Source organism: Pelagibacterium mangrovi (genome assembly GCF_036662815.1).
GTDB classification, from domain to species: Bacteria; Pseudomonadota; Alphaproteobacteria; order Rhizobiales; family Devosiaceae; genus Pelagibacterium; species Pelagibacterium mangrovi.
Window position 1 is genome coordinate 438147 of record NZ_JBAFXA010000001.1, and the last position, 23760, is coordinate 461906.

At 63.0% G+C, this 23760-nt stretch carries 28 protein-coding genes; 13 read left to right on the plus strand and 15 right to left on the minus strand.

Annotated features, from left to right (window positions below; all coding sequences use genetic code 11):
• Positions 1-42 precede the first annotated feature (42 nt).
• The 7 genes from V4T21_RS02075 (at position 43) to V4T21_RS02105 (ending at position 5809) form a co-directional block, all read left to right on the plus strand.
• Entirely contained in the window at positions 43-216 is a 174-nt protein-coding gene (locus V4T21_RS02075; RefSeq protein ID WP_332712336.1) for an aa3-type cytochrome c oxidase subunit IV, read from the plus strand.
• A gap of 57 nt (positions 217-273) precedes the next feature.
• Positions 274-1704 carry a Re/Si-specific NAD(P)(+) transhydrogenase subunit alpha gene (locus tag V4T21_RS02080; protein WP_332712339.1) on the plus strand — a complete coding sequence of 477 codons (1431 nt, stop codon included), beginning with the start codon at positions 274-276 and terminating at the stop codon, positions 1702-1704.
• The gene (locus tag V4T21_RS02085) at positions 1704-2000 is read left to right on the plus strand and encodes a proton-translocating transhydrogenase family protein (protein ID WP_325486371.1); all 297 of its coding nucleotides are present in this window, start codon (positions 1704-1706) and stop codon (positions 1998-2000) included. Before V4T21_RS02080 ends, V4T21_RS02085 begins: the two co-directional genes overlap by 1 nt.
• A gap of 7 nt (positions 2001-2007) precedes the next feature.
• Positions 2008-3408 (plus strand): NAD(P)(+) transhydrogenase (Re/Si-specific) subunit beta, encoded by a 1401-nt coding sequence (locus V4T21_RS02090; RefSeq protein ID WP_332712706.1) that lies wholly within the window; start codon positions 2008-2010, stop codon positions 3406-3408.
• Between the two features lie 64 nt (positions 3409-3472).
• A complete protein-coding gene (locus tag V4T21_RS02095; protein ID WP_332712347.1) occupies positions 3473-4222 on the plus strand; it encodes a hypothetical protein in 750 nt (249 codons plus the stop codon).
• Between the two features lie 85 nt (positions 4223-4307).
• The gene (locus tag V4T21_RS02100; RefSeq protein WP_332712350.1) at positions 4308-4952 is read left to right on the plus strand and encodes a DsbA family oxidoreductase; all 645 of its coding nucleotides are present in this window, start codon (positions 4308-4310) and stop codon (positions 4950-4952) included.
• A 53-nt stretch (positions 4953-5005) separates the two neighbouring features.
• Positions 5006-5809: an alpha/beta hydrolase gene (locus tag V4T21_RS02105; protein ID WP_332712352.1), complete on the plus strand. Its 804-nt coding sequence runs from the start codon at positions 5006-5008 to the stop codon at positions 5807-5809.
• Between the two features lie 187 nt (positions 5810-5996).
• Here V4T21_RS02105 and rpsU read toward each other — a convergent pair whose 3' ends face one another.
• The 3 genes from rpsU to purE form a co-directional block, all read right to left on the minus strand.
• Entirely contained in the window at positions 5997-6218 is a 222-nt protein-coding gene (rpsU, locus tag V4T21_RS02110; protein ID WP_332712709.1) for a 30S ribosomal protein S21, read from the minus strand.
• A gap of 151 nt (positions 6219-6369) precedes the next feature.
• Entirely contained in the window at positions 6370-7461 is a 1092-nt protein-coding gene (locus V4T21_RS02115; RefSeq protein ID WP_332712355.1) for a 5-(carboxyamino)imidazole ribonucleotide synthase, read from the minus strand.
• On the minus strand, positions 7454-7918 hold the full coding sequence (gene purE / locus V4T21_RS02120) for a 5-(carboxyamino)imidazole ribonucleotide mutase (RefSeq protein WP_440589611.1): 465 nt from the start codon (positions 7916-7918) through the stop codon (positions 7454-7456). Before purE ends, V4T21_RS02115 begins: the two co-directional genes overlap by 8 nt.
• 179 nt (positions 7919-8097) lie before the next feature.
• On the opposite strand from purE, the gene V4T21_RS02125 reads away from it, so the two are divergent.
• Positions 8098-10365, plus strand: a complete 2268-nt coding sequence (locus V4T21_RS02125; protein ID WP_332712359.1) for an AI-2E family transporter — start codon at positions 8098-8100, stop codon at positions 10363-10365.
• Between the two features lie 97 nt (positions 10366-10462).
• Here V4T21_RS02125 and V4T21_RS02130 read toward each other — a convergent pair whose 3' ends face one another.
• Both V4T21_RS02130 and V4T21_RS02135 read right to left on the minus strand, forming a co-directional pair.
• Positions 10463-11275: a siderophore-interacting protein gene (locus tag V4T21_RS02130; protein WP_332712361.1), complete on the minus strand. Its 813-nt coding sequence runs from the start codon at positions 11273-11275 to the stop codon at positions 10463-10465.
• Between the two features lie 29 nt (positions 11276-11304).
• On the minus strand, positions 11305-11520 hold the full coding sequence (locus V4T21_RS02135; RefSeq protein ID WP_332712363.1) for a YdcH family protein: 216 nt from the start codon (positions 11518-11520) through the stop codon (positions 11305-11307).
• A 124-nt stretch (positions 11521-11644) separates the two neighbouring features.
• Between V4T21_RS02135 and V4T21_RS02140 the strand changes: the two genes are divergently transcribed.
• Entirely contained in the window at positions 11645-11821 is a 177-nt protein-coding gene (locus V4T21_RS02140) for a YdcH family protein (RefSeq protein ID WP_332712366.1), read from the plus strand.
• Between the two features lie 68 nt (positions 11822-11889).
• On the opposite strand, the gene V4T21_RS02145 is transcribed toward V4T21_RS02140, so the two are convergent.
• From V4T21_RS02145 to V4T21_RS02155, 3 genes are all read right to left on the minus strand, one after another.
• Entirely contained in the window at positions 11890-12702 is an 813-nt protein-coding gene (locus V4T21_RS02145) for a sulfite exporter TauE/SafE family protein (protein WP_332712368.1), read from the minus strand.
• Between the two features lie 68 nt (positions 12703-12770).
• Complete coding sequence (locus V4T21_RS02150; RefSeq protein ID WP_332712371.1) at positions 12771-13502, minus strand: DUF1013 domain-containing protein; 732 nt, start codon at positions 13500-13502, stop codon at positions 12771-12773.
• Between the two features lie 120 nt (positions 13503-13622).
• On the minus strand, positions 13623-14642 hold the full coding sequence (locus V4T21_RS02155; protein WP_332712374.1) for an alpha/beta hydrolase: 1020 nt from the start codon (positions 14640-14642) through the stop codon (positions 13623-13625).
• Between the two features lie 206 nt (positions 14643-14848).
• On the opposite strand from V4T21_RS02155, the gene V4T21_RS02160 reads away from it, so the two are divergent.
• Entirely contained in the window at positions 14849-15031 is a 183-nt protein-coding gene (locus tag V4T21_RS02160; protein WP_332712377.1) for a DUF1192 domain-containing protein, read from the plus strand.
• A gap of 337 nt (positions 15032-15368) precedes the next feature.
• A complete protein-coding gene (gene rcdA / locus V4T21_RS02165) occupies positions 15369-15881 on the plus strand; it encodes a protease adaptor protein RcdA (RefSeq protein ID WP_440589607.1) in 513 nt (170 codons plus the stop codon).
• A gap of 104 nt (positions 15882-15985) precedes the next feature.
• Here the strand turns inward: rcdA and rpmE are convergent, their stop codons facing one another.
• On the minus strand, positions 15986-16210 hold the full coding sequence (rpmE, locus tag V4T21_RS02170; RefSeq protein ID WP_332712382.1) for a 50S ribosomal protein L31: 225 nt from the start codon (positions 16208-16210) through the stop codon (positions 15986-15988).
• A gap of 212 nt (positions 16211-16422) precedes the next feature.
• On the opposite strand from rpmE, the gene V4T21_RS02175 reads away from it, so the two are divergent.
• Positions 16423-18234: an ABC transporter transmembrane domain-containing protein gene (locus V4T21_RS02175; protein ID WP_332712384.1), complete on the plus strand. Its 1812-nt coding sequence runs from the start codon at positions 16423-16425 to the stop codon at positions 18232-18234.
• Between the two features lie 81 nt (positions 18235-18315).
• On the opposite strand, the gene V4T21_RS02180 is transcribed toward V4T21_RS02175, so the two are convergent.
• The 5 genes from V4T21_RS02180 to V4T21_RS02200 all read right to left on the minus strand — a co-directional run bounded on the left by V4T21_RS02180 (position 18316) and on the right by V4T21_RS02200 (position 22784).
• Positions 18316-19341 carry a peptidoglycan -binding protein gene (locus V4T21_RS02180; protein ID WP_332712387.1) on the minus strand — a complete coding sequence of 342 codons (1026 nt, stop codon included), beginning with the start codon at positions 19339-19341 and terminating at the stop codon, positions 18316-18318.
• A 12-nt stretch (positions 19342-19353) separates the two neighbouring features.
• Complete coding sequence (locus V4T21_RS02185; protein WP_332712390.1) at positions 19354-20358, minus strand: flagellar motor protein MotA; 1005 nt, start codon at positions 20356-20358, stop codon at positions 19354-19356.
• A 136-nt stretch (positions 20359-20494) separates the two neighbouring features.
• Positions 20495-21286, minus strand: a complete 792-nt coding sequence (locus tag V4T21_RS02190; RefSeq protein ID WP_332712392.1) for an inositol monophosphatase family protein — start codon at positions 21284-21286, stop codon at positions 20495-20497.
• Positions 21287-21513: 227 nt separating this feature from the next.
• The gene (efp, locus tag V4T21_RS02195; RefSeq protein ID WP_332712395.1) at positions 21514-22077 is read right to left on the minus strand and encodes an elongation factor P; all 564 of its coding nucleotides are present in this window, start codon (positions 22075-22077) and stop codon (positions 21514-21516) included.
• A 98-nt stretch (positions 22078-22175) separates the two neighbouring features.
• Positions 22176-22784, minus strand: coding sequence for a hypothetical protein (locus V4T21_RS02200; RefSeq protein WP_332712398.1), 609 nt, complete (start codon positions 22782-22784; stop codon positions 22176-22178).
• Positions 22785-22851: 67 nt separating this feature from the next.
• On the opposite strand from V4T21_RS02200, the gene V4T21_RS02205 reads away from it, so the two are divergent.
• Positions 22852-23208, plus strand: coding sequence for an MmcQ/YjbR family DNA-binding protein (locus tag V4T21_RS02205; protein ID WP_332712400.1), 357 nt, complete (start codon positions 22852-22854; stop codon positions 23206-23208).
• Here V4T21_RS02205 and V4T21_RS02210 read toward each other — a convergent pair whose 3' ends face one another.
• Positions 23209-23739, minus strand: a complete 531-nt coding sequence (locus V4T21_RS02210) for a dihydrofolate reductase family protein (RefSeq protein ID WP_332712403.1) — start codon at positions 23737-23739, stop codon at positions 23209-23211. It abuts the gene before it with no gap.
• Positions 23740-23760 lie beyond the last annotated feature (21 nt).

Sequence of the window (23760 nt, forward strand, 5' to 3'; positions counted from 1 at the left end):
ACAGGGCATTCAGGGTCAAATTCAGATAAGGGGAAAGCCGCCATGGCCGAAAACCAGGTTGCAACCTATTCGAACGAACCGATCTCCGAGGCGCAGAAGGCCAAGGAATTCGAAGAACACACCAAGACCTATGCCGCGTTCATCGCCGGCAGCAAGTGGACCGTCATCGTCACCGTCGCGATCCTGGTCGGTCTGTATCTCTTTCTTGTCCTGTAAGCCGTTCGTCCGGGGGACTGGCCGATTTAACTTGCGGGCCGCCATAGGTAGGGTTTCATGAAAATTGCCATAATGCGTGAGCGCGCGGGGGGAGAAACCCGCGTTGCTGCGACGCCTGAAACGATCGCCAAGCTCATCGGGTTTGGCGCATCGGTCAGCGTCGAAAAAGGAGCCGGGGAAGCGTCGCGCATCCTCGACCAGCAGTACACCGATGCCGGGGCGAACGTGGAAGCGAGTGCCGCGGCGGCCGTCAAGGGCGCCGATGTGGTCCTCGCCGTTCGCCGTCCCGAGGCTTCGGCCCTGGCCGGCGCCAACAAGGGCGCGCTGGTCCTCGCCATCGCCGATCCCTATGGCAATGAGGCGGCACTCGCCGCGCTCGCCAAGGCCGGGCTCTCGGTGTTCGCAATGGAACTGATGCCGCGCATCACGCGTGCCCAGGTCATGGACGTGCTCTCGAGCCAGGCCAACCTCGCCGGCTATCAGGCCGTCATCGAAGCCTCGCTGGCCTATGACCGCGCGCTGCCGATGATGATGACCGCCGCCGGCACCGTCCGCGCCGCCAAGGTGTTTGTCATGGGCGCCGGCGTCGCCGGTCTTCAGGCTATCGCCACCGCCAAGCGTCTGGGTGCCGCCGTTTCGGCCACCGACGTGCGCGCCGCCGCTGGCGAGCAGGTGGAATCGCTGGGCGCCAAATTCATCATGACCGATGCGTTGAAAGATGCTTCGGGCACCGGTGGTTATGCCCGCGAATTGACCCCCGAAGAGCAGGCCGCGCAGGCCGAACTCGTCGCCGGGCACATCGCCAAGCAGGATATCGTCGTCACCACCGCGCTGATCCCGGGTCGCCCCGCGCCCAAGCTGATCACCAAGGCAATGGTCGAATCGATGGCTCCGGGTTCGGTGATCGTCGATCTCGCCGCCGAACGCGGCGGCAATGTGGAACTGACCGTTCCCGGCCAGACGATCGTCCACAACAATGTGACGATCATCGGTGAGCTCAACCTTCAGGGCAAGATCGCGGCGACCGCTTCCCAGCTTTATGCCAAGAACCTCCTGGCGTTCCTTGAGACGATGATCGACAAGGAAGCCAAAGGCCTCAAGGTCAATTGGGAAGACGAACTGGTCAACGCGACCCTTCTGACCCGCGAAGGCGCCGTGGTGCACGCCAATTTCGCCGGTGCTGCTGCGGCTCCCGCCAGCGCCGCCCCCGCCGCCAAAGCCGAGCCCAAGGCTCCGGCCAAGACCGGCGCGGCGCGCGCGTCTTCCGCCAAGCCTGCCGCCAAAACGACTGCGGCCAAGGCGACCGCGACCAAGGCAACCGCAAAGGCTCCCGCCAAGACCGGCGCCGCAGCCGAAGCTCCGGCCAAGAAGGCTCCGGCGCACAAGCCCGCCGCCAAGGCGGCCGGTGCCGAGACTGCCGCAAAGCCCGCGGCGAAAAAGCCTGCCGCCAAGAAGCCTGCGGCCCCGAAGACGGACGGAGACGCGTAATGGGTATCGATCCCTTTTTCTTTTTCCTTTCGGTGTTCGTCCTCGCCATCTTCGTAGGCTACTACGTGGTCTGGTCGGTGACGCCCGCCCTTCACACCCCGCTCATGGCCGTCACCAACGCGATCTCCTCGGTGATCGTTGTCGGTGCGCTGCTCGCCGTCGGCGTTTCGACCATCGGTGAACCCGGCCCGGCGCGCTGGTTCGGCTTCATTGCGCTGATCCTCGCCTCGGTGAACATCTTCGGCGGGTTCCTCGTCACCCAGCGCATGCTGGCGATGTACAAGAAGAAGGGCTAGGTCCATGATCAATGCAAATATCGCGGCCCTGCTTTATCTGATTGCCGGGTCGCTGTTCATCCTTGCGCTGCGCGGGCTTTCTTCGCCCACCACGGCGCGTCGCGGCAACACTATGGGCATGGTCGGCATGCTCATCGCCGTTCTCACCACGCTGCTGGTCGCCAACATCACCGATCCGTTCGCATGGGTCCTGATCATTGCCGGTCTGGCCATCGGTGGCGGCGCCGGCGCGGTCATCGCCCGCCGCGTGCCCATGACGGCAATGCCCCAGCTCGTCGCTGCCTTCCACTCGTTGGTGGGCCTTGCCGCCGTGTTCGTGGCTGCCGCCGCGCTCTATGCGCCGGTCGCCTTCAGCATCGGTGAGCCCGGCCACATCCACGTCCAGGCGCTGATCGAAATGTCGATCGGCGCGGCAATCGGTGCCTTCACCTTCACAGGTTCGGTCATCGCGTTCGCCAAGCTCGACGGTCGCATGAGCGGCCGGCCGATCCTGCTGCCGGCTCGTCACCTGATCCACATCGCAATCGCCGTGGCGATCGTGGCACTGGTCTGGTACTTCACCGTCAGCCAGGACCCGATGGCGTTCTGGGCGATCACCATCCTGGCCCTGATCCTGGGCGGGTTGATGATCATCCCGATCGGTGGCGCTGACATGCCCGTCGTCGTCTCGATGCTCAACTCCTATTCGGGCTGGGCCGCCGCCGGCATCGGTTTCACGCTGGGCAACACCGCGCTCATCATCACCGGCGCGCTGGTGGGGTCCTCGGGCGCGATCCTCTCCTACATCATGTGCAAGGCGATGAACCGCTCGTTCATCTCGGTCATCCTGGGCGGGTTCGGCAGCGATGATTCCGCCGCCGCTGCCGGTGATATGGAAGAACGCCCGGTCAAGCAGGGTTCGGCCGAAGACGCCGCCTTCATCATGCAGAACGCGTCCAAGGTGATCATCGTCCCCGGTTACGGCATGGCGGTGGCTCAGGCCCAGCACGCCCTGCGCGAAATGGCCGACGAGCTCAAGGCGGCCGGTGTGGAAGTCAAATACGCCATCCACCCGGTGGCGGGCCGTATGCCCGGACACATGAACGTGCTGCTGGCCGAAGCCAATGTGCCGTACGACGAAGTGTTCGAACTCGAAGACATCAACTCCGAGTTCGCGCAGGCCGACGTGGCCTTCGTCATCGGCGCCAATGACGTGACCAACCCCGCCGCCAAGACCGACAAGACCTCGCCGATCTATGGCATGCCGGTCCTCGACGTCGAAAAGGCTGGCACGGTGCTGTTCATCAAGCGCGGCATGGCCGCCGGTTACGCCGGTGTCCAGAACGAATTGTTCTTCCGCGACAACACCATGATGCTGTTCGGCGACGCCAAGAAGGTCACCGAATCGATCGTCAAGTCGATGCACTGACGCATCGGCGCAGATCTGCTAGGGAAGGGGGCTCAATGCCCCCTTTTCTGTTTGGAGGAGACGCATGCGGCCATTTATGCGTGCCGTCTTTCGCACCGTGCTGACCGGGCTATTGTTCATCGTCAGCCAGATCGTTGGAATGGCCTATCTCGTGGGCCTGTTCTTTCCCCGGCGCCTCCTCGCCGTGCTTGTTGCCTACGGGGCGCTTTCGGTTTCGGCCATCGCCGTCGCGCCGCAAACCGGGCGCGTGCCACTGCCCTGCTGGAGCGAGGGCACGCTCAAATCGCAATCGGTGCTCTATTGCCTTTTGCATCGTCACTATGTCGTGCCCGAGCTGCGGGAAGTCGCCCAGGACCTCGCCGATGCCGTCGACGCGCAATTTCCTGGCACGGTGACGCTGACGCTCGATGCCAGCCTGCCATTCGGCAATTTCCCGCTGGTCCCGCATCTTTCCCACAATGACGGCCGCAAGCTCGATCTGGCCTTCTACTATGGAGATGAGACGGGATATCGTCCGGGCGCTACCCGTTCCCCAATCGGCTATTTCGCCTTCGAAGAGGGCCCGACGGCGTGCGAAGCCGATTTGCCAACCATGCGGTGGAACCTCGAATGGCTGCAACCCTTCTGGCACGACCTGTCGCTGGAGGTCGAGCGCACGCGTTTTGCCGTCCAATGGCTGGCCGATGACCCACGGGTCACCCGCATCTTCCTCGAGCCGCATCTGGCCCAGAGCCTGGGCCTTTCCTCGCCCAAAATCCGCTTCCAGGGGTGCAATGCGGCGCGGCATGACGATCACATCCATTTCGAGATTTGATCGCCTAACGTTCCGGTTACATCGCTGTGCGTACTTGCCGGTTTGGGAGTGGGTGTCCATTTTGTGCCCAACAGAAAGGCCTCCCATGACCAAATCCATCCGCATCGACCTTTTCACCGACGTCGTCTGCCCCTGGTGCCTGATCGGCACCGCGCGTCTCGATCAGGCGCTGGCTACGCTCCCCGACGATGTCGAGGTCGAAGTTCTCCACCACCCGTTCCTGCTCGATCCCACAACGCCCGAGGAAGGGCAGAACACCAGGGAACGGCTCGCGGCCAAGTATGGCGGCGATATCGACGCCATGCAGGCACGCGTGCAGTCTGTGGCGCGCGAGGCGGGCGTGCCGCTCGACATGAGCGTTCAACCCATGAGCTATCCCACCATCAAGCCCCACACGCTGATCCGGCTGGCATCGCCCGAGCACCAATACGGCCTCGCCAAGGCCTATGCCGCCGCCTATTTCCTCGAAGGCAAGAACATCACCGACAATGAGCTTCTGGCCGATATCGCCGCCGCTCATGGTTATGAGCGGGACCAGGCGCTGGGCCTGCTCGCCGATGAAAACGAGCACGAAACCACCAAGGCCCTTGCCGTTTCCGCCTCGCAGCAGGGCATCAACGGAGTGCCGTTCTTCATCTTCAACAACCAGTTCGCAATTTCGGGCGGTCAGCCGCTCGATGTCTTCCAGCGCGCCTTCCGCGTCGCCCTGGGCGAAGAGACGCTGAACTAGACGTCGCCCGTTCTCGGCGGTATCAGGGGAAGGATACTGCCGGGAGGACACCCATGTTCAAGAAGATCGCCATCGGCATCGTCGTATTCGTCATTGTCGTTTACGGTGGGCTGGTCGCCTATCTCTACGTCAACCAGCGGGCGTTCTTCTTCTTTCCAGCGGGCGAAACCTTCGATCCTGCCGTCATCGGGCTCGATGCCGAAATCGTCACAATCCCGACCAGCAATGACGAGGTGATCGTCGGCTGGTACGCGCCTCCCACCAACCAGGCCCTTCCCGCCATCCTCTACCTCAAGGGCAATACAGGCAGCTTTTCGGAAGAGCACGAGCGCTTCACCGCCTTCGCCGATGCCGGCTATGGCTTTCTCTCCGTCGATTATCGCGGCTTCCCGCTTTCGCCCGGCGAAATCACCGAAGATCACATCCTCGCCGATGCGATGGCGGCCTTCGATTGGCTGGCGGAGCGCGAGGACAATATCGTCATCTGGGGCCGCTCGCTGGGCGCGTCCCCCGCCACCTGGGTCGCCAGCCAGCGCGATGCCGATGCGTTGCTGCTCGAAACCCCCTTCTACTCGGCCGTCAATGTCGCCGCCGAGCGCTATCCCTTCATTCCCGTCGCCTGGTTCATGCTCGACCAGTTCCGCACCAATGACTGGATCGGCGCGGTGGAAGAGCCGGTCTTTATCGCCCACGGCACCGCCGACCAGACCATCAGCGTCTCCAATGGCGAACGGCTCTACGAGGAGGTGTCCAACCCCTACGAACTCTGGATCGAACAGGGCGCCGACCACGGCGACCTCTGGGCCCGGGGCCTCTGGGACCGGGCACAGCAATTTATCTCGGAGACCGGTTCGTAGGAGATTCTTGCCGTAGCCTCACAGCCTCACCCCTTCTCCCCTTGAGGGAGAAGGTGGCCGCGAAGCGTTCGGATGAGGGGTGCGCTGACGTTGCGCAACACACAACCGCCAGAGCCTTGCCCCCAAAACAAAAACGCCGCCCCAAGGGACGGCGTTTCTTGCAAATACGTTCCAATATCGACGTCGCTTAGCGACGGCCGGTTGCAACACCTGCTTCGCGCTGTGCGCGCTTACGTGCCAGCTTGCGGGCCCGGCGGATTGCCTCGGCCTTCTGGCGAGCCTTCTTTTCGGAAGGCTTTTCGTAATAGTTGCGCAGCTTCATTTCGCGAAACACACCTTCGCGCTGCAACTTCTTCTTCAGCGCCCGGAGCGCCTGATCGACATTGTTATCGCGAACGACTACTTGCACGCGGAACACCCGCCCTTTCGGTTAGAGAAATTCGGTTGAAATCAAACGCCAAAGGCCAATAGGTCCCAGGCGTCGACCGACACATGCCGGTCGCCGTGGTCGCGGTAGTTAACAGAAGAGTCCCGGTTTGTCCACTGGGAGGGGCAGTTTTCTAGGCCTGGGGAAGCTTCACGATATTGAGGTGTCCCATCTTGCGCCCAGCCCGAGCCTCGCTCTTGCCATAGACATGAGGCTGCACCCCGGCGACCGAACGGCGGGCGGTCGCGAAGATTTCGTCGCCGATCAGATTTTCCATCACCACGTCGGCCAGCCGGGTCGTGTCGCCCAACGGCCAGCCTAAAATCGCGCGGATATGGTTTTCGAACTGGTCGGTGACGCAAACCGCCTGCGTCCAGTGCCCCGAATTGTGCACGCGCGGCGCGATCTCGTTGACGAGGATTTCCGGTGCGTTCCCGTCGGAAACCAGGAAGAACTCCACCCCCATCGTCCCGACATAACCCAGCTCGGCCGCGATTTGTCCCGCAATCGTGCGCGCTTTTTCCGCCGCGTTCCGCGAAATCGCGGCCGGCAATGTGGACGTCTTGAGGATATGATCCTTATGGACGTTCTCGGACGGATCATAGGTGACGATGGCACCATCGCCGCCACGCACGACGATCACCGAGATTTCCCTTTCAAACCCGATGAACCCCTCGAGCACCAATTCCACGCCCGACAGCGCCGCGAATGCCTCCTCGGCGTCCTCGCTCGTGCGAATTGTCCTCTGGCCCTTGCCGTCGTAGCCCAGCCGCGTGGTCTTGAGCACGGCGGGCAGCCCGATTTCGGCGATGGCCGCATCGAGATCGGCGCGGCTGTTGACGGCCCGATAGGGTGCCACGGCGATCCCCGCGCGGGTCAGGAACCCTTTCTCGGTCAGCCGGTCCTGGCTGATCTCCAGTGCCTTCGGCCCCGGATGGAGGGGAACGTGCTCGGCGATCACCTTGGCGGTTGCCAGCGGCACGTTCTCGAATTCATAGGTCACCACGTCGACGCCGCCGGCAAAGGCCCGGAGCGCGGCGACGTCGTCATAGCCGGCCACCGTCTTGTGCGGCGTCACCTCGAAAGCGGGGCTGTTCTCGTCGGGGCAGAAGATATGCGTTTTCATGCCCAATTGGCTGGCCGCCAGCGACAGCATGCGCCCAAGCTGGCCGCCACCCAGAATGCCGATGCGCGTGCCCGGGGGCAGGGGGTTGGTTTCAGTCATCGTCCTTGGGAAACTCCGCGACCATATCGGTCTGCCGCTCGCGCCATTCTAGCAGCCGTGATGCCAATTCCTCATCGCCCAGCGACAATATCGAAGCGGCGAGCAGCGCCGCGTTGATCGCCCCCGCCTTGCCGATCGCGAGCGTTCCCACCGGCACCCCGCCCGGCATCTGGACAATGGAGAGGAGGCTGTCCTGCCCGTGCAGCGCCTTGGATTCCACGGGCACGCCCAGCACGGGCAGCGTGGTCATCGCCGCAATCATGCCCGGCAGGTGCGCGGCGCCTCCGGCGCCGGCGATCACCACCTTGAAACCTTCATCGCGCGCACTGGTTGCAAAATCCACCATGCGCAGCGGCGTCCTGTGGGCCGAAACGATCCGTGCCTCATAATCGACCCTGAGCGCTTCGAGCGTTTCGGCGGCAAAGCGCATGGTCGGCCAGTCCGACTGGCTGCCCATGACGATGGCGATGGGGGGAGATGAAACCAAGAGCCCGTTCCTCGCTGAGGCCAAAGCGTGGCTGTAGCGGAAAACCCCACCCCGTTCAAGGCGCCAGGGCCGCGCGCCACGGGAACGAAACCGCCGCCCGGCACGTTCTTGCGGCAGGCCCGGAGGGGGCCTTGGGGAACCTTGATTCTATGGACACACGCCCGCCGACCGCCCCGGCGCCTTCGCCACTGGCAAGCCAGCCGCTGGCGGCAATGTTGACCTTCGTTCTCATCGTCACCGTGCTCTATCTGGGGCGCGGCATCATCGTGCCGCTGGTTCTCGCCGTGCTTTTGGCCTTCGCGCTCGGCCCGGTGGTCAGCGCCCTGCGCCGTGTGCGCATCCCCCATATCGTGGCGATCCTGGCGGCGGTTCTCGCGGCGATGCTGCTCATCGGCGCCATCGCCTATACGGCGGTTTCCCAGTTCATCGCGCTGGCCGCCGATCTGCCGCGCTATCAGGCGACGATCAGCGACAAGCTGCGTCTGGCGCAGGAAACCTTCGGGGGCGGGCAGGTCATCGACAGGATCGTTTCGACCATCGAGCGGGTCGGTGCCCAGTTTGAATCCAACACCGAAGGCGTCGCGGTTGGCGAGGGCGATCCCATCCCGGTCGTCATCGCCAATGCTGGAACCGGCGCGCTGGAAATGGCCCAGTCGGTGCTGTTTTCCATCGTCGGCCCGCTGGCATCGCTGCTGATCGTCACGATCTTTCTGATCTTTCTTCTCCTCGAACGCGAGGAGCTGCGCGACAGGTTCCTCAAGCTCGTCAGCCGTGGGGATCTCCGCTCCTCGACCGAGGCGATGAACGAAGCGAGCGAGCGCGTCGGGCGCTATCTGCTCGCCCAGGCCAGCGTCAACATGGCCTATGGGGTGCTGTTCGGCCTCGGCCTGTTCGTGATCGGGGTGCCCAATGCCATCCTCTGGGGGCTTCTGGCGGCAATCTTTCGCTACATCCCTTTCGTGGGCACGCTGGTCATCGCCTCGGTGCCCATCCTGCTCTCAATCGCCGTCGATCCGGGCTGGAGCATGCTGCTCTGGGTCATCGGTCTCTATCTGCTGCTCGAGGTGGTGAGCAATAATTTCATCGAGCCGCGCCTTTACGGCAATTCCACGGGCCTAACCCCGCTCGCGGTTCTGGTCGCCGCCATGTTCTGGGCAACACTGTGGGGTCCGATCGGGCTGATCGTTTCGATGCCGCTCACCGTCTGTATCGTCGTCATGGCGCGCTACGTTCCGGGGCTGGCGTTCATCGAAACCATATTGGGCAGCGCCCCGGTTCTGCTGCCCCAGGAGCGGTTCTACCAGCGGCTGATCGCCGGCAATGTCGAGGAAGCGACCGAAGTGGCCGATCGTGAGATCGAGGCTGGCGATGTGGGCGAGTTTTACGACGACATCGCCGTGCCCGCCCTGCGGCTGGCCGAGGCCGATATCGCCGGCGGCCTCGCCGATCCCTCGCACCGCCATCGCGTGGTGGAAACGCTCGCGGAGGTGATCGAAAACATCGAAGGAGCGCCAGACGCGGTCGCCGACGAGGAGGAGATGCGCGTCCTCGTCTTCGGCGGCAAGACCGAGCTCGATCAGGCCATCGCGCTCATGATCGCCGAGCGGGTGCGCGCCGCAGGTTTTCCGGTGCGCGTCATGGCACCGGTGACCTTACGCAAGGAGGGCATCACCCAGATCGATTTGTCCCGCACCGAAATCGTCTGCCTTTGCTATCTCGGCGCCAAGCCCGAAATCTACGCGCGCTACGCGGCCCGGAGGCTGAAGCGTATCAGGCCGGGGCTCCACGTCATCGCGGGCTATTTCCACCCCGATCTGCGCCTTTCGGACCGTGAGAGCATCTCGGAGGATATCGACGTGGTCGCCCACACCATCGCGCTGGCCGAAAGCTCCATCGCAGCGGCCCTTGGCGCCGATGGTGCATTGGCCTCCGGCCCGCTTCCCTCGCTGGAAGAAACGCGCACAGCGGCGCGAGCGCTCTCGGCCCGTGCCGCCGCCGATCCGGCCATCGCCCGCAGCCTGCGCCGGCTGGCCAAATCGGTGGAAACCACAGTCGCCATGATCACCGTGGTGCCGTTCGAGGACGAATTCGCCGACGACCAGGGCATCAGCCACGCCGAGCACCTTGCCCGCGAGGTCCTCAAGCGCAAGGGCACGCTCATCATCGAGGATCTGCAACATTCCCCCTACGCCCATCTGCGCAGCGTCGTCGAAAGCGGGGTGCGGGCCTATGCGGGGGTGCCGGTCGTTCTCGACGACCGGCGGATGGGCGCGGTTCTCGCGGTTTTCGACCAGGAACCCCGGCTCTACGAGGAAGCCCAGATCGACCTCATCGAACAGGACGCCCAACCGCTCGCCGCCGATCTGCAAACCCTCCTCGTCCGCCGCGACGCGGAAGAAAAGGAAGCGATCGACTGAGGGGAGGGCGACAGGTATCCACCAGCAGTGCCGGAATTGCTCCCTCTCCCCTCAGGGTTGAGGGGCTGCAGCGCCAGACGTGGCCCCCATCATCCCCTCAATGGGCATGCCCGTCGTCGAAATCCTGCGTCCCGGCCTGCCAATACCCAGCCGCCTTGATCCAGTCCGGATTGTGCCCACACTCATCGACGAAATAGGCGCGCACCGCCTTGCTCATCGCGCTCTCGCCGGCGATGAAGATATAGCCATCCCCCTGCGGCAGTTCGATGGTCTGCGCGGCGGCGAGCAACAGGCTCGGATCGCCCGGTTCGGCGCCCTCGCGGCTCACCCATTTGATCTCGGCCCCAGCCGGAGCGTTAATCGTCTGGACCTCGTCGGTGTCGGCCACCTCGATCAAGGCGATCACCCTGGCATCGCGCGGCAATTCCTCGAGCCGGCGCGCGATGGCGGGCAGGGCAGTTTCGTCGCCCACCAGCAGATACCAGTCGAAATCGCCACGCAGGACGAACGAACCGCGCGGCCCGCCCACCCCGATCGCATCGCCCGGCCTGGCATTCTGCGCCCAGCTCGAGGCCGGTCCGTCGCCATGCAGAACGAAATCGAGCGTCAGCGTTTTAGCCGCGTTGTCATAGAAGCGGGGCGTATAGTCGCGCGATTGCGGCCGCTGGCCGGCGGGAAACACCAGCCCGTTCTCCCCGCGCGTCGGCACGGGAAAATCGGCCCCTCCGGCATCGGCGAAAAACAGTTTGCAGTGATCGTCATAGCCAAGTGAGACGAAACTCGACAATTCCTCGGCCTCAACGGTGATCCGCGCCATCTTCGGCGTCAGGCGTTCGGTGGCGACCACCTTGGCGACGCGGAACTTGAGTTCGTGGCGCACGCGCTCGACGAAGCGTGACTGGTCTGTCATCTGCATTGGTCCTTAGCTTAAATTTATTGTCACGCGATGATGTCGGGCAGGATGATCCGCTCGATCTCCACGATGCGGTCCTTGAGCACCAGCTTGCGCTTCTTGAGCCGCTGGATCAGCGTCGCGTCGGCAAGTCCCGATGCGGAAAGCGTGTGGATCGCGGCGTCCAGATCGGCGTGTTCCTGGCGTTTTGTGGCCAGTTCGAGCCCCAGTTTGGCCTCGATCTGCTTGTCCAGTGGCAGCATATATCCCCTCTCCCACCGAAAGGCCGCGCGACAACATATATGTGATACTTGCCACAGATTTGCCATTGGACAAAGCCGGCAAAGAGTGTGACGATATTGTCGTCCAATGATGAAAGGAGTGACTATGACCTCACAGACTTACATCACCTCCCTGGAGCGTCGGCATCAGGATCTTGAACGCAAGATCAGCGAGGAAATGCGCCATCCCTCGCGCGACGCGCTCCTGATCGCCTCCCTCAAGCGAAAGAAGCTCGAAGTCAAAGACCAAATGGTACAAGCTCATCGCGACAGTCCCAATTAGGGGGCTGTATTCCAGGCGAGTTCTGTGAGGCCACGGCGCAAGCTGCGGCCTTTTTTAATGCTCCCGGACTATCCCCAGATCCCGACGATCCCGTCATAGATCAGCTTGAGCGAGAGCAGGAAGATCAGCACATAGGCCACGCGATAAAAGATCGCCGGGTCGATGCGCCGGACGAGGAACACCCCCAGCAGCATGCCGGCAATGGCGACCGGCACGAGATAGACTGCCGTCTGCATATTGGCCCATGAAAGCTGGCCGAGCACCAGATAGGGGGGGATCTTGATCGCGTTGACCACGGCGAAAAACACCGCATTGGTGCCGGCAAACAGCGCCGGGGTCAGCCGCAGGGGCAGCATGTAGATCTGGATCGGCGGTCCGCCCGTATGGCTGACGAAACTGGTAAATCCGGCGACCGATCCCCAGAACGTTCCCCAGATGCGCGACGGCGGCAGGCCCTCAAGCTTCTTTCGCAGCGGCAGCCAGGCGTCGAGCACGAACAACAGGGTGATGATGCCGATCGCCAGCCGCACCATCGCCTCGCTCACCACTGCCGAAAGCGAAAATGCGATGACGGTTCCCACCAGCGCGCCGGGCAGGAGGATCAGGAAGATCCGCCAGTTGACTTCGCGCCGATAGGCAAAGAGCGCGATGATGTCCATGACGATCAGCAGCGGCAGCATCATGCCCGCCGCGTCGCGGGCCGGCATCACCAGCGTCAGAAGCGGCACGCCGACCACGCCGAGGCTGGCGACCAGCCCGGATTTGGAGAGCCCGACCATGAAGACGGCCAGCGCGGCGACGAGAAAGAAGGTGGGATCGGGCATCAGGCTTGAGGTGAGGCGGGCAGGGTTGGTGCCATAGCGCCGCCAAACCGGGCGCATGTCAAGCTTGGCAAAAAAGAACGGCCCGCTATCGAAATAGCGGGCCGTCCGTGGGATCGGAGAAAAGATCAGTCGCGATCATCGGCTTCGGGATCGCTGCCCTTTAAGGATTTGAGCTTGGCAAACACCGACTCGGCCTCGCGCTCGGCATCGAAGGCATCATCGGTGGGCGCTTCGGAAGCTCCCTCTTCGCCCTCGGGGGCGTATTGGGCGCGGCTGAGCGCTTCCTCTGCGGTGAGCAGGCGCGTGCCCTCGGGCGCGTCCTCGGTGATACCGGCCTGGCGGGCCGCCTTGCGCACTTCCATGTCCAGCTCGATCTGGCTGCACAGGCCCAGCGTCACCGGGTCCATGGCGGTGAGGTTGGCCGTGTTCCAGTGGGTGCCTTCGCGCACCGATTCGATTGTCGACTTGGTGGTGCCCACCAGCCGCATGATCTGGGCGTCCTTGAGCTCGGGATGGTTGCGCACCAGCCATTTGATGGCGTTGGGGCGTTCGTGCCGGCGCGAGGTCGGCGTATAGCGCGGGCCGCGGCGCTTGGGGGCGGCAACCTTCACCTTGGGCTCGGAAATCCTGAGCCGGTAGTTTTCGTCCGCTTCGCCCTTGGCGATTTCCTCGCGGGTCAACTGCCCGTTCTGGACCGGATTGACGCCCCGGATGCCGCCCGCCACGTCGCCATCGGCAATGCCCTGGACCTCGAGGGGATGCAGGGTGCAGAAATCGGCGATCTGCTTGAAGGTCAGCCCGGTGTTCTCGACCAGCCAGACGGCGGTCGCCTTGGGCATGAGCAATTGTGTGGCCATGGATAAATCTCTCCTGTGCTGCGGCCCGGTCTTCCTCCGGTCCGCCCGCCTCGTCGATCTTGGATGAGGGGGAATTTGGCCCGCAATATAAGTGCTAAGCACCGCTCATGCAATTGTTAATCATACGGCTCCGCTCTGCATCGGATCTGGCGAGCCCGCCGGGGCGTGCACCGGCGCGGTGGTGGGCGGCGGGGCAGGGCTGTCCGCGAAGGGGTCGGGGCTGCCTACCGGCCCTTCGAGGGGCGTCGGCGGGGTTGGCTCGGCGCCGGCGGCCAGCGGATCGGGAGTGCCCACCGGTTCGCTCTGCGGGGTGGGCTCGGGCGGATAGCCGTTGAGCACGATGTCGAGAATTTCGGCGTCGCGCATCCCGCGCAAATTGAGGTGGTCGGCATCCTCGACCGACATGAATATCCCGTGGGGAGCGGCCGCATAAAGCCGACGCCCCAGGAACGCGGGCACCACCGTGTCGCGCTCGCCATGGACGATGACGATGGTGTCGGCCTGCGCTCCGGCGATCCGGCGAGCGGAAACGAAGGTGTCGTGCATCAATTGTCCGGGCAGGAACGGCATGGTCGCCGCCACGACGTCGGGCAGTGAGGAGAACGGCGCTTCGAGCACCAGCCCCATCGAAGGATAGCGTTCCGACATGGCCACCGCTACACCGGTCCCCAGCGAATGGCCCATCAGCACCAGCGGGCTGCCCGGCGCGTGCTCGCGCACATAGGTTATGGCCGCTTCCGCGTCGAGCAGCAGCCCTTCTTCGCTCGGCGTGCCGGTCGAGCCTGGATAGCCGCGATAGGCAAAGGCGATCACCCCGAACCCGGCATCGGCCCAGGGTCCACGCCCGAAGCGCACGGCCATGGGCTCGGGCACGCTGCCATTGCCGTGGAAGGCCACCACCACCGGCGCGCCCTGGCGGGGCGGTTTGAAATAGGTCTTGAGCCGTTCGCCATCGGCGGTTTCCAGCGAAAACCGCTCGAACTCGGAGCTTACCATCATGGCAAAGGGCGCCGCGTTCACGAACCGGCGCGGAAACACCATTTCGCGCTGGAAGGTGTACGCGAACGCCACGACGAGGCCGTAAAGGATAATGGAGACAAGGGCGATACCGCCGGCAAGGCGAAGGGCAGTCTGGGTCATCCCACCGTCAATCAGAAATTCGAACACCGGTTGCGCCCCCAGCTGCCATTAAATTGTCACAAGGCGGAAGCGTCGCAAGTGTGAACTGGCGGTCTGACGCAATCGTGACCGAACCGTGGCATCTCTGCCGCAGCGGCAAATGTCGTGGACGCCGGCCCGATCGCGCGCCACAATGGGGCCGGATATGGTTTTGAAAGGAACGCGACATGGATGAGGACGAGGTCCGCCGCGCGCCGGTCCATGAGGTTGGCATGGCGCTCGATACGCTCTCGGTCGATGAACTCACGCAGCGCATCGCCATTCTCAGGGACGAGATCGCCCGGCTCGAACAGGCCATCGAAACGAAAAACCACAGCCGCTCGGCGGCCGATGCCGTGTTCAAGTTCTGAAACCGGGCGTGTCTCCCGGGCGACAGGGAAGGGGCATTTTCCGGTAAGGTTAAAAAAGCGAGTCTCGTTAAGGAAAATTTTACGAGTTCGGTTTAGGTTTTCCTCATCCAGTTTTTGCGCTGGAGTTTTTCAGAGCGGTTTCTTCCCTCTGTTTGACGCCTCCCTGTTAACTTTCGAGAGCCGTTCACCTGACGGCTCTTTTCTTTTTTTCAGGCCAGGCGTTTCCGGAACCGATTTGCGTTAAGCCTAGTTGCAACTCGCGTCGCACGCCGGGATGACGGGTGCGGCGATTGGGCTTAATATGGCGGCCCCAGCATCGATCGATCAAGGAGTGCCCGTGGACGAGGTCATGTCCCCAGCCGTAGCGTTGACGCCGAGACTTTTGTCGTCGGGCGGATTTGACCTTTTGTATCGCGAGGGCATGGGGTTGATCGAGGAGGTCGCCGCCTATCTCGATGGCGACGGACGCGCCCAGAGCAAGGCGCTGGGCCGCGAGGCGTCCTTCCTTTACGCGACCGAAAGCATGCGCCTGACCACGCGCCTCATGCAGCTTGCCTCCTGGCTGCTTCTTCAGCGCGCCGTCAATGAAGGCGAGATTTCGCCCCAGCAGGCGCTCGACGAAAAGGCCAAGGTCAAGTTCTCGGCGCTCCCCGCCGATCGCGGCGGGCCGGGTTGGGACGAGGTTCCCGACCGCATGAAGCACTATATCGACAAGGGCGACAGGCTGTTCGAGCGCGTCGTCAAATTCGACCGGATCGAGCGCGGCGAGGAACTGCCTTCCGAGCCCACCGGCGAAAATGCCCTCAGCGCCCAGATGGACCGCCTCAAGGCCGCTTTCGGCGGCAAATAAAGCCTCTCCCGCTCTCCACCGCCCAATATCGACTGCCGTGCCTCAAAAACAAAAAGCCCGGCACACCGGCCGGGCTTTCGCATTTCCAAGACAATCGAAAGTTCTTACGAACCCAGGATGCCCTTGAACTTTTCCTTGAAGCGCGACACGCGCCCGCCGCGGTCGACGAGCTTGCCCTGACCGCCGGTCCAGGCCGGGTGGGTCGTGGGGTCGATGTCGAGGGTCAGGGTATCGCCTTCCTTGCCGTAGGTCGAACGGGTCTTGTAGGTCGTCCCGTCGGTCATCGTCACGGTGATGAAGTGATAGTCGGGGTGGATGTCTTTTTTCATTGGATCGGGCCCTAAATCAAACGGGCGCTCAAGCGCCCGGACGAAACGTCTCGCAAACTGGTTGGCGGCCTTTTACCGAAAGCGCGCGCAATGCGCAAGGGCCGGCTAACAGGCCCCGCACCTTTGCGCAAGGTTGCCCTTCGGGCGCCAAGGGCTTATCTAGGCGGCAAACATAGAAAGCCCGTTTCATGGCTGACGCAAGACCTTCCGACATGACAACACCGTCCCAGGCCGAAATCCCGCGCCTTAGCGTGGGCGCCAAGCCGAGCTCGTTCTCGCCGCTGCGGCGCCTCGTTCCGTTCATGACGCGCTATCCGGTGCGGCTGTCGCTCACCTTCGCCTTCCTGCTGATCGCGGCGATCACTTCGCTGTCGCTGCCCTATTTCGCTGGCGACTTCATCGATCAGGGCTTCGTCACCCAAAATCTCGACGTCGTTTCCTCCTACGCTTGGCTGGTGATCGTCATCGCCGCCATCATGGCTGTTTCGGGCGGCGCGCGCTTCTATCTCATTTCGGTTATCGGCGAGCGCGCCATCGCCGATCTGCGGCGCGAGGTGTTCGATCATCTGCTGACGCTCGATGCCACCTTCTTCGACGTCAACCGGGTGGGGGAATTGACCTCGCGGCTCAATGCCGACGTCGCCACCATCCGCTCGGCGGTCGGCTCGTCCGCTTCGCTGGCGCTGCGCTCGTTCATCCTGATGGTGGGCGCCATCGTCATGATGTTCTTGACCAGCTTCCAGCTCGCGCTCGGCGTCATCGTCATCATCCCCATCATCGTCGTGCCCCTGGTCCTCATGGGCCGGCGCATGAAGAAGGTTTCCAAGCGCACCCAATCCTCGCTGGCCGATCTCTCGGCGATGATCACCGAGACGCTGTCCTCGGTCAAAACGGTCAAATCCTTCACCCAGGAGGAAAGCCAGCAGGAACTGTTCCGTGGCTATGCCGAAACCAGCTACCGGGCCGAATTGTCGCGGCTCATGGCCCGTGCGCTGATGATCGGGCTGGTGCTGTTCGTTTCCATGTGCGCCATGGTGGGGCTGATCTGGCTGGGCACCCAGGCGGTGTTTGCCGGCATGATCACCGTGGGCGAGGTCACCCAGTTCGCAATCTATGCGGTGGTCGCGACGTCCGCGCTCACCAATATGAGCGATGTGTTCGGCACGCTTCAGCAGGTTTCCGGTGCCACCGAGCGGCTTTTCGAAATCCTCGACACCCGCTCGACCCTGCCCATCAAGGCTAGTCCCACGCCCATGCCCGTGCCGTCTTTGGGCACCGTGGCGTTCGAAGCCGTCGATTTCACCTACAAGACGCGCGATGACGCGCCCATCCTCTCGAACCTGTCCTTCTCGGTTCAAAAGGGCGAACAGGTCGCGCTGGTCGGCGCGTCGGGGGCGGGCAAGACCACGGTCTTTGCCCTGTTGCAGCGTTTTTACGACGTCAATGCCGGCCGCGTGCTGGTCGATGGCCTCGACGTGCGCGACGTCAACCCGGCCGAACTGCGCCAGCGATTCGCTTCGGTCGATCAGGAGCCGGTGATTTTTGCCGGCACCATCGCCGACAACATCCGCTTCGCCAAGCCCGAGGCGAACATGGACGAAATCCGCGCCGCCGCCGATGCGGCTCTGGTCACCGGTTTCGTCGAGGATCTGCCCTCCGGTTTCGACACCATGGTGGGCGAACGCGGCGTCATGCTTTCGGGCGGCCAGAAACAGCGCGTCGCCATCGCCCGCGCGCTTTTAAAGGACGCCCCGATCCTGCTTCTCGATGAGGCGACTTCGGCGCTGGACGCGCAAAGCGAGCATCTCGTGCAAAAGGCGCTCGAGCGCCTGATGGAAGGCCGCACCACCCTGGTCATCGCCCACCGCCTCGCTACCATCCGCAACGCCAACCGCATCCTGGTCCTGGAAAAAGGCTGCCTGATTGACGAGGGCACCCACACCCAACTGGTCCAAAAAGGCGGCCGCTACGCGGAGCTGGCCAAACTCCAGTTCCGCATGAACGAGGAAGCGCTGGCGGGGTAGGGCGAACTCTTCCACGGCATGTGCCGTTCCGATGCGCTTGCTGTGAGCTACCCTTCTCCCCTTGAGGGAGAAGGTGGGCCGCTATGCCTCGGTCAGCTTGAACTCGATCCGCCTGTTCCGCCGATACGCCTCATCGCTGTCCCCGGGATCGAGTGGTGCGAACTCCCCGAAACCCGCCGCCAGCAGCCGGTTGGGCGAAACTCCCTGTTCCACCAGAAGCTTGGCCACGGCAATGGCGCGGGCCGCCGACAATTCCCAGTTGGAGGGAAATTGCGGTGTCGAGATCGGCCGGCGGTCGGTATGTCCGTCAATGCGCAGCACCCAGGGAATATCGGAGGGGATTTCCGTCTCCAGCTCGAGAATGGCGTCGGCCAGCGAAGCGATCTGCACCTCGCCCTCGTCGGAAATCACCGCCTGCCCAGCGTCGAACAGCACTTCGGACTGGAAGACGAAACGATCGCCCACCACCTGCACGTCCGAGCGGCCTTCGAGAATTTCCCGCAACCGCCCGAAGAAGTCCGACCGATAGCGCGACAGATCCTGCACCCGCTGGGCCAGCGCAACGTTCAGCCGGCGTCCCAGATCGGCGATCTGGGTGCGGCTTTCGACGTCGCGCAATTCGGACGCTTCGAGCGCCGCTTCCAGCGCCCCGATCTGCTGGCGCAGTGCGGCGAGCTGCTGGTTCAAAAGCGCCACTTGCGCCTGCGCTTCCGAGGACAGCTCGCGTTCGTCGGAAAGCTCGGCCTCGAGCCCGGCGATGGTCGCGTCGTATTCGCCGATTCCCACGCCGATGCCCGCCAGTTCGCTCTGGAGAGAGTCCCGCTCGCTTTCCACTCCCGAGAGCGTCGCGGAAAGCGAGGCGATCGAAAGTTCCAGATCCTCGGAATTGGCGCGTTCAAGCTGCAGCAATTCGGTCAGTTCGGCAATCTGGGCATTGAGTCGGGAGAGCGCGCTGTCACGGCCCAGAATTTCCTGATTGAGGAAGAACTGGGCGATCATGAACATCGAGAGCATGAAGATGATGACCAGTAGCAGGCTCGACAGGGCGTCGACATAGCCGGGCCAGGAATTGACGCGTTCGGTGGAGCGCCCTCTGACGAGTGCCATAGGCCGTCGTCCTTAATTGTGCCCGTCGCGCGGACGGTCGGCGTCCTGCAACAGGGTGTCGATCAGCCGGTTCAGGCGCTTGTTCACCTCGGCCTGCTCGGCGATATGGGCGCGCAGATCCTCCTGCTCGGCCCTGATGTGCTTAACCAGCCCGTCGATGCCCTTGGCGAGTTCCGCCATGGCACGGATGGCGTTCTGGGATGAATTCTGGGTCTGCATGGTGGCGCCCAGCCGCTCGAACATCTGCTGCATCTCGCTGCCCGAAACGCCGAAATTGTTGGCCTGCAGGGTGGCGATGGGGTGGTCGAGCTCGGTCATCGAACTCATCCAGTCTTCGAGGTCGGTATAGAATGAATTCTGTGCCTGACCGGTCTGAAGGTCGAGAAAGCCCAGCACCAGTGAGCCGGCAAGGCCGAACAGCGAGGAGGAAAACGCCGTCGACATCCCACCGAGCGGGGCTTCCAGTCCCTCGCGCAGATTGGCGAACAGACTTGTTGAATCCCCCGAGGTCACGTCCAGCCCCTGGATCACGCCCGCAACTGCGCCAACGGTGCCCAAAAGGCCGTAAAACGTGCCCAACAGGCCGAGAAAGACCAGCAGGCTGGTGAGATAGCGAGAGGTTTCCTTGGCTTCGTCGAGCCTGATGCCCACCGAATCTAGGATCGAGCGCATGGAGGCGGGGGTAATCACCGTTTCCCCCAGCCGGTCGCGCATGATGGCGGCGACGGGCGAAAGCAGCACCGGTGCGCGGCGCAACTGGCCCGCATTGCCCTCCTGGAGCGAATTGACCCAATGGACCTCCGGGAACAGCCGGATCACCTGCCTAAAGCTCAAGACGATCCCCACCAGCAGCGCGAATAGGATCAGCCCGTTGATGAAGGGCGAGGACCAGAACGCTTCCAGAAGCTGGGGCAGGATGATGACCGCGACCATCCCCACCAGAACGAGGAAGATCACCATCTTGATGAGATAGACCAGCGGACTGGACAGGCGATAGGGATCGTAGGGTTGCGTCATTAAACAGGCGGCTCCACGCGGCGCTGTCGCCAGCGCCATGAATTTCGCGCCAGCTTAGTCAGACCATGATGTCCTGACAATGACTTGAGACGTGGTTAAGGAAAAGTGACCAAAGGAAAATCCCTCGTCACGCCCGTTATTTGACCGACTGGATGGTCTTGAGCAATTCGGCCTGGATCACCTCATTGCCGGCGACGACTTCACCCTTGGCAACGGAATCGGTGCCCCCGGCATAATCGGAAACGAACCCGCCCGCCTCCTTGACCAGCAGCAGGCCGGGCGCCACGTCCCAGGGCGACAGCCGATCCTCCCACACCCCATCCAGCCGCCCGGCGGCCAGCCATGCCAGATCGATCGAGATCGACCCCGTGCGCCGGATACCGCCAACCGCGGGTGTCAAATGCGCCACCTGGCGCTGGGCGATGGAATCGGTCGCCTTGCCGGTCAGCTTGATGCCGGTGGCCAGCACCGCATCGGCCAGATGCCGGCGCGTCGCCACGCGCAGGCGGCGGTTGTTGAGCCAGGCGCCATTGCCCTTTTCGGCGCTGTAGAGCTCGTCCATCACCGGGTTGTAGATCACCGAGGAGACGATCTCGCCATTGCGTTCGAGCGCGATGGCGACTGCAAACAGCGGAATGGCGTGCAGGAAATTGGTGGTGCCATCGATGGGGTCGATGATCCAGCGGTGCATCCCATCGGTGCCCTTGATCTCCCCGCCTTCCTCCATGAGGAAAGAATAGGTGGGGCGGGCCTTCATCAACTCGTCCATGACGATCTTTTCGGCGCGCTTATCGGCCACCGAGACGAAATCGGCGGGACCTTTACGCGAAACCTGCAGGTTCTCGACCTCGCCGAAATCGCGGATCAACCCCTTGCCAGCCTTCATTGCGGCATTGACCATGATGTTCATCAGCGCTGAGCGGGCCATGGGCGAATTCCTGTTCGATGAGGTGGACGATTATTCAAATAAGCGGCGAAGGCGTCTGGCGCAACCGCTGCGCACCCCTCATCCGACCGCTTCGCGGCCACCTTCTCCCTCAAGGGGAGAAGGGGAAGAAACGCAAACGCCCGCAAAAAGAGCCCCCCTCTCCCCTTGAGGGAGAGGGGCCGGGGGTGAGGGGTGCGCAGCGCTTGCAGGCACCCCGACGCGTGCGATCAATCCGCCCGGCGGATATAGGTCACTTCGCTGGTATCGACGATGATCTTCTGCCCGATTCCCACGAACGGCGGCACCATGGTCTTGACGCCGTTTTCCAGCGTTGCGGGCTTGAACGAGTTGGCCGCCGTCTGGCCCTTGACCACGGGCTCGGTGTCGGTCACCTCCAGCGTCACCTGGGCGGGGAGCTGGATGCCGAGCGGGGTGTCCTCGTACATTTCGACTGTCACCATCATGCCGTCCTGAAGAAACGCGGCGCGCTCGCCCACGAAATCGCTTTCCAGCTCGATCTGCTCATAGGTCTCGGTGTTCATGAACACGAGCTGCTCGCCCTGGGCGTAGAGGAACTGGAAATCGCGCTGTTCGAGCGTCACGCGCTCGACGGTTTCGGCCGAACGGAAGCGTTCGTTGAGCTTGGTGGTGCCCTGAATGGCCTTCAGCTCCACCTGAGCATAGGCGCCGCCCTTGCCGGGCTTGACGTGGTCGACCTTGACAGCGACCCAGAGCCGGTCCTGGTGCATGATCACGTTGCCGGGACGGATTTCGTTACCGTTGATCTTCATTTGTGGTCTTTTCGTTGTGCGCCCGCGCGAGAGGGCGCGCAAGGCCAAGATGACTGGTGCGCAGGCTTTTGCCCCAGAACGGGGCGGCTTTCAAGCCTTTACGACGTCGAGCCCGCGCCCTCCGGCGCTGAAAGCTCCCCGATCAGCGCCGCAAAATACCGGTCGGCACCGCCGTAATCGGTCACATCGACCAGATCGATCCCTCGCTCGCGCGCCGCTGCAACCAATGCCCGGTTCTCTCGCAGGGAGCGCTCGATGAATTTGTCGATGGCCCGTTTCATCTCGTCGTCTCGCTTCTCATGCCCGCTCGCCGCCATTATCCTGCCACGCAGCACGGCGTCATCGGCGAAAAGGCACAGCGGGTGAACCCCATCGAGATCCCAATCGTCCAGATGTTCAGGGCGGAGCGCCGCCCCTTCCAGAACGAAACCGCCTGCACGCTTCGCCTTTTCGATTGCATCGCCGATGAGCGGCCTCATGTTCTGATGGTGCACGTGCAGAAACCAATGAATGGCGTCGTCAGATAGCCCCAGATAGAATTCGATTACAGGATCGGGCGCACCCGCCCATGGGCGTCCAGGATGGCGGCTCAGCGCGTCGGTGGATATGAGGCGCCAGTCCAATGCCGCCGCGAGCCCGGCTGCGGATGTCGATTTTCCCGCATGGGATGTTCCCAGCAGCAGCACGCCTTTTGGTTTCGTCATCATGCCCCGTTTTTCTCTTCGCCTCGATCTGCCATGATGCCGAAATCCAGCGGCCCGGAGCATAGCGGTGATGACAGTTTTTACCAGAACCGGCTTCGATGCCTTTGCCGAAACGTTCAAGGGCAACACGCTGCACGATCAGTGGGATGCCCGCGTTGCCAAGGTGGGCGGCAAGGTCTATGCGGTTTTCGGCGAGCGCGAGGATGGCACGGCGACCATCGTCTTCAAATGCCCCCAGGAGACGTTCGAAATCCTCACGGCGCTTTCGGGCATCACCCAGGCACCCTATTTCGCCAAGCGGCAATGGGTGTCGGTCGCCTCGGACGCGGACCTTTCCGAAGACGAGGTCTGCCAGTACGTCACCAACTCCCACCGCCTAGTCGCCGCCGGCCTCACGAAAGCCAAACGGGCCGAAATCGGTCTTTGATCAGGTTTCGAAGCTGTAGTGCAACCGCACGCAGCCCTTGTCGATTTCGGCGGCGCTCAACAGTTTCGGGCTCGCCCGTAAACCGGTGGCTGGAAACAGCGGACGCCCGCCGCCGATGATTTCGGGGATGACGTAAATCTCCAGTTCGTCCAGCGCGTCTTTTTCCATAAACGCCATCTGCAGCCGGCCCCCGCCCAGCATCCAGACGTCGCCATCGTCGAGCGCGCGCAGCTCGGCGATCAGCGCGTCGATATCGCTGCGGATCTCAAGCGCCGCCGGAGGATTTTCGATCGGCGTCGAGGTCATCACAAAGCATCTTTGTTCCCCATAGGCCCAGGGCGAGGGGTCGTTGGCGAGAAAATCATAGGTGCCGCGCCCCATGACCACGGTGCGGATGCGCTTGATGAAGGTGCGATAATCGTGCTCGCCCAACTCCATGTCGTTATAGGCGAACAGCCAGTTGAGATTGTCGTCCTTGTCGGCAATGAAGCCATCGAGGCTCGCGGCGATATAACCGAGAATTCGTGCCATGATGCATTCTCCCTTGATTTA